Origin of the sequence: Hydrogenophaga sp. (genome assembly GCF_022844385.1) — a bacterium.
GTDB lineage: Bacteria > Pseudomonadota > Gammaproteobacteria > Burkholderiales > Burkholderiaceae_C > Hydrogenophaga.
Window position 1 is genome coordinate 4,281 of sequence record NZ_JALHLX010000080.1, and the last position, 4,570, is coordinate 8,850.

Consider the following 4,570-nt stretch of genomic DNA (forward strand, 5'->3'; position numbering starts at 1 on the left):
TGCGTCAGGAACACCTCGCCGCCGAGGTCGTGCAGGAAATGGGTGGACTTCAGGCGGTCCATCACCGGGCCCTTGACCTCGCTCAGGTGCAGCCGCACACCCGCATCGCGCAGCCGGTGGTTGATCGTCTCCAGGCTCTCCAATGCACTGGCGTCGATGTCGTTGATGGCCGAGCACTGCAACACCACGTGTTTGAGCGCGGGGCGCGCAGCCACAGCGTTGTTGATGCGGTCTTCGAGCGCGCGCGAGTTGGCAAAGTACAGGCTCTCGTCCACCCGCAGACCCAGCACCTGCGGGCTCACCACCACCGCGTGACGCAGCACGTTGCGGAAATGTTCTGTGCCCGGTACCCGCCCCACTTCGGCGATGTGCGGGCGGCTGGTGCGGTGCAGGTACAGTGCCAGCGACACCGCCACCCCCACCACCAGACCCAGCTCCACACCTTGCAGCAGCGTGACCAGCAAGGTGGCCAGCACGGCCACGAAGTCGGCTTTGGAGTAGGCCCAGGTCTTGCGGAAGATGCTGAAGTCCACCAGCGAGAGCACGGCCACGACGATGGTGGCGGCCAGCGTGGCCTGCGGCAGGAAGTACAGCGCGGGCGTGAGAAAGAGCGAGGCCAGCGTGATGCCGATGGCGGTGAACACGCCCGCCGCAGGCGTCTGCGCCCCGGCGTCGAAATTGACCACCGAGCGTGCAAACCCCCCAGTGACCGGGAAGCCGCCAGTGAAGGCCGCGCCCAGGTTGCTCGCGCCCAACGCCACCAGTTCCTGGTCCGGCTCGATGCGCTGGCGCCGCTTGGCCGCGAGCGTCTGCCCGACCGACACGGACTCCACAAACCCCACCACGCTGATGAGGAGCGCGGGCACCAGCAGCGATTGCCACAGCGCCATGTCAAACAGCGGCAAGGTCAGCGGGGGCAGGCCTTGCGGCACCGTGCCCACGATCTTCACGCCTTGGCTTTGCCACTGAAGGGCCCAGGTGAGCAAAGCCGTGACCGCAATCGCCGCCACCGGCCCGGTCTTGGCGATCACGTCGGCCGCGCGGGCTTGAAAACCGATGCGCACGAGCAAGGGCTTGAGGCCGCTGCGCACCCAGAAGAGGAAGGCCACGGTGAGGACACCGATGGCCAGCGTGAGACCGTGTGTCTGACCAGTTTGAGACCACAGCGAAATGCCCAGATCGAGGAAGTTGTGGCCTTCGGCCTTCACGCCCATCAAGGTCTTGAGCTGGCTGGCTGCGATCAGCAAGCCCGAGGCCGAGATGAAGCCCGAGATGACCGGGTGGCTCAGAAAGTTGGCCAGAAAGCCCAGGCGCAACACACCCATGAGCAACAACAAGGCGCCCGAAAGAAAGGCCAGCGTGATCGCCACCGCCCAGTACTCGGGGGTGCCTGCCACGGCGTGCTGGCCGATGGCCGCGGCTGTCATGAGCGAAACCACCGCCACCGGCCCCACGGCGAGCACGCGGCTGGTGCCGAACACGGCATAGAGCAGCAAGGGCGCCACGCTGGCGTACAGACCCACCTCGGGCGGCAGGCCGGCGAGCATGGCGTAGGCCAGGCTCTGCGGAATCAGCATGACGGTGACGATGAGCGCCGCCACGCCATCGCCGAGCAGCGTGTCGCGGTTGTACTGGCGGCCCCACTGCAGCACGGGCAGCGAGGGCAACCACTGACGCCAGGTGGTGGTCATGCGGGTGGTGTCAGTGGGCGGCTTGTGAGCGGTGCAAGGTGCGATCGGCCACCTCGTACAGCACCATGCCCACAACCATGGCGGCAACGAACACCGCGGCCTTCACCTCACCCGAGGCCATGGACACGATGCCTGGACCCGGACAGAAGCCCGCCAGTCCCCAGCCGGCGCCAAAGGTCAGGCCGCCGAGCACCAGGCGCTTGTCGATCTGGGTGGACTTCGGGAAGTGCAAGGCGCCACCCAGGAAGTTGGTGGTGCGTTTGCGGGCCAGTGCAAAGGCGAAGAAGCCCACGGCAATGGCGCCGCCCATGACGAAGGCAAGCGAGGGGTCCCAGGTGCCGAACAGGTCCAGGAAGCCCAGCACCTTGGTCGGGTCGGTCATGCCGGAGAGCAGCAGGCCCAGGCCAAAGAGCAGGCCGACGAAAAATTCGGTGATGCGGTTCATGGGTGGTTCCTCAAAGAACGTGGCGAACCACGAAGACCATGGCAAAGCCCGCGCCCATGAAGGCCAGCGTGGCCACCAGGGAGCGCGGCGACAGGCGCGAGAGACCACACACGCCGTGACCGCTGGTGCAGCCTGAGCCGTAACGCGTGCCCAGCCCGACCAGCAAACCGGCGGCGACGATGGTGGCAAACCCCGCATCAATGGTGGGCGCCTTCACAAAGCCGGCGGGTGCCAGCAAGCCGTAAACGAGCGGCGCAGCCAGCATGCCCAGCAGGAAGGCGATGCGCCAGCCGGCGTCGCCCGATTTCGGTGGCAGCAGGCCACCCAGGATGCCGCTGATGCCCAGCACCCGGCCATTGACCAAAATGAAGAATGCCGAGGCAACGCCCAGCAGGATGCCGCCGGACAACGAGGCCCAGGGCGTGAAGTTGGTCCAGTCGATGCTCATGATGCTTTCCTCGGTGTGCCGCAAAACTGGGCGTACAGGACCTGCATCACGGCCAGCGCGCGCGGGCTGTCAAGCAGGTAATAGATGTTCTTGCCGTCGCGGCGTGTGCTCACCAGCGCTTCTTCGCGCAGCACGGTGAGCTGTTGCGACAGCGTGGGTTGCACGATGCCGAGCAGTTCCTCCAGCTCACCCACGCGGTGCTCGCCCTGGGAGAGCTGGCAGAGGATGAGCAGGCGGTCCGGGTTGGACAGCACTTTCATGAGCCGGCAGGCGTCGGCTGCGGCCGCCTGCATGTCTTCAAGATCGAGGGTTGCGGTTTTCATCGCGGGGTTTCTCCGGTGGATCGATACCGCACAGTTTATTGAACAACAATCTATCTGTAAATAGATTGTTTGATGCCGCTTGAGGGCCCTGGGCACGCGCGCCCAAGGTGAATTCAGCGCGGCGCGGCACTCGCGGCGTCCAGCTCTTCGAAGCAGGCGCGCACCGGCGCCAGGGCCGAGGCCAGCAGCGGCTCCGCCAGCGTGCGGGCACGGGCGCGGTTCGGATCGCACAGCAGCCAGGCCAGCTGGTCGGCGGTGCAGAGGTTCAACACCTCCGGACCCGAACCGGCGCCCAGGCCGTGTTGCGCCAGTTCGGCGGTGGCCTCCACCCAGGGGCCGGGCGGTCGCCACTGCTGGGCTATCAGGCTGGCCAGGCGGTCGCGCCACTGGCCGAGTGCCGCCACAAAAGGGACGCTCAGGCGCCAGCCCGCCGCACCATCGAGTTCGCGCAGCACCACACTCCAGGCCATGTCGTGCAGCAGCGCCAACAGGTAGGCGTCGAAGGGGTCACGCCCCTGGCTGCGCGCGATCTCGGCACCCAGCTGTGTCTTGACCTCGGTGTGTTTCCACAAGCGCGGGGCGGCGCGTCGGATCAGAGGTCCACTGCGCCCATCCAGCATCGGCTTGAGCACCACGCGGGCAATGGCCGCGCGCAAACCTCCGACACCCAGCATCTGGATCGAATGGCCGAGCTCCATCACCGGCCGTTCGCGCCGGTAGAAGGCACTGTTGGCCATTGCCATGACCTCGGCCACCAGCGTCTGGTCGCGCGACACGTGGTCGACCAGCTCACCGAGCGAACTGCTGTCCGAGCGCAGTCGGGCGAGCAAGGCCGGCACGACGCCGGCGGCTCGGGGCAGCAGGCTGGCAGCGGTGTCGGCAGCACGCGCCTCCAGGGCTTGCAGCACCACCTGCTCGCGTGGGCCCAGGCTGTTCGCGGGATCGGGTTCGCCCTGCACCATCCAGGCCAGCAGGGCGCCGTCAAAATCCGGGCGCCGCAGGTGCCAGGCCTGGGCGGGCAGAGGGGTCGACGCGTGCTCCGCCGGCTGCTCGGCCAGCAAAGGCTGCGCTGCCGGATCGGTGGCCTGGCTGTTGAAAAAACTCAGGATCCAGGCTTTCATGGGAGGGGCGTGCAAGCTGCGTTGTCGAGGAGCGTACACCGCCTGCCGCCCAAACCGTCGGTGCGGTGGGAATCAGTGCGCAGCGGTGCTGGCGCCGCTGGCCAACGCGCCGCGCACGATCGAAGCCGAGTTCGTCTTCCCCTGCCTGGCGCATGCACCCATGGAGCCGCTCAACTGCACGGTGCAGTTGTCTGAAGGTCGCGCCGAGCTGTGGGTCGGCACCCAGTTTCCGGGCGTAGATTCCGCTGCGGCCGCGCGCGTGCTGGGCCTCAAGCCCGAGCAGGTCAAGATGAACGTGCAGATGGCCGGTGGCGGTTTCGGCCGCCGTGGCCTGCCCAGCAGCGACTACGTGGTCGAGGCCTGCGAAATCGCCAACGCCGCGCGCGCCGCCGGCATCAACGCGCCGGTGCGCATCGTCAAGAACGGCATCGACGCCACCGCCACCGAAGGTATGCGCGAGCCGTACGGCCTGCCCATGCGCCTCACCGTGCACCACCCCAAGGTCAACGTGCCGGTGCTGTGGTGGCGCAGCGTCGGCTCGA

5 protein-coding genes and 1 pseudogene are annotated in these 4,570 nt (G+C 67.3%); 1 reads left to right on the forward strand and 5 read right to left on the reverse strand.

The window, feature by feature from the left end; all coding sequences use genetic code 11:
• The 5 genes from Q0C59_RS13205 to Q0C59_RS13225 all read right to left on the reverse strand — a co-directional run.
• Positions 1–1,691: SulP family inorganic anion transporter (locus Q0C59_RS13205; protein WP_291216271.1), on the reverse strand; the 1,691-nt coding region annotated here is incomplete at its 3' end.
• 10 nt (positions 1,692–1,701) lie between these two features.
• Entirely contained in the window at positions 1,702–2,136 is a 435-nt protein-coding gene (locus tag Q0C59_RS13210) for a YeeE/YedE family protein (protein ID WP_291216273.1), read from the reverse strand.
• Between the two features lie 10 nt (positions 2,137–2,146).
• Positions 2,147–2,584, reverse strand: a complete 438-nt coding sequence (locus Q0C59_RS13215; RefSeq protein WP_291216274.1) for a YeeE/YedE family protein — start codon at positions 2,582–2,584, stop codon at positions 2,147–2,149.
• On the reverse strand, positions 2,581–2,907 hold the full coding sequence (locus Q0C59_RS13220) for a helix-turn-helix transcriptional regulator (protein ID WP_291216276.1): 327 nt from the start codon (positions 2,905–2,907) through the stop codon (positions 2,581–2,583). Before Q0C59_RS13220 ends, Q0C59_RS13215 begins: the two co-directional genes overlap by 4 nt.
• 113 nt (positions 2,908–3,020) lie before the next feature.
• On the reverse strand, positions 3,021–4,028 hold the full coding sequence (locus tag Q0C59_RS13225) for an HDOD domain-containing protein (RefSeq protein WP_291216277.1): 1,008 nt from the start codon (positions 4,026–4,028) through the stop codon (positions 3,021–3,023).
• A gap of 64 nt (positions 4,029–4,092) precedes the next feature.
• Between Q0C59_RS13225 and Q0C59_RS13230 the strand changes: the two are divergent.
• A pseudogene (locus Q0C59_RS13230) lies at positions 4,093–4,570 on the forward strand (molybdopterin cofactor-binding domain-containing protein); the annotation flags it as partial.

What these genes read in the sequence shown, in the direction of transcription:
- Q0C59_RS13220 (WP_291216276.1), bottom strand. Translation starts at nt 2,907, where the DNA reads ATGAAAACCGCAACCCTCGATCTTGAAGACATGCAGGCGGCCGCAGCC.
- Q0C59_RS13210 (WP_291216273.1), bottom strand. Translation starts at nt 2,136, where the DNA reads ATGAACCGCATCACCGAATTTTTCGTCGGCCTGCTCTTTGGCCTGGGC.
- Q0C59_RS13215 (WP_291216274.1), bottom strand. Translation starts at nt 2,584, where the DNA reads ATGAGCATCGACTGGACCAACTTCACGCCCTGGGCCTCGTTGTCCGGC.
- Q0C59_RS13225 (WP_291216277.1), bottom strand. Translation starts at nt 4,028, where the DNA reads ATGAAAGCCTGGATCCTGAGTTTTTTCAACAGCCAGGCCACCGATCCG.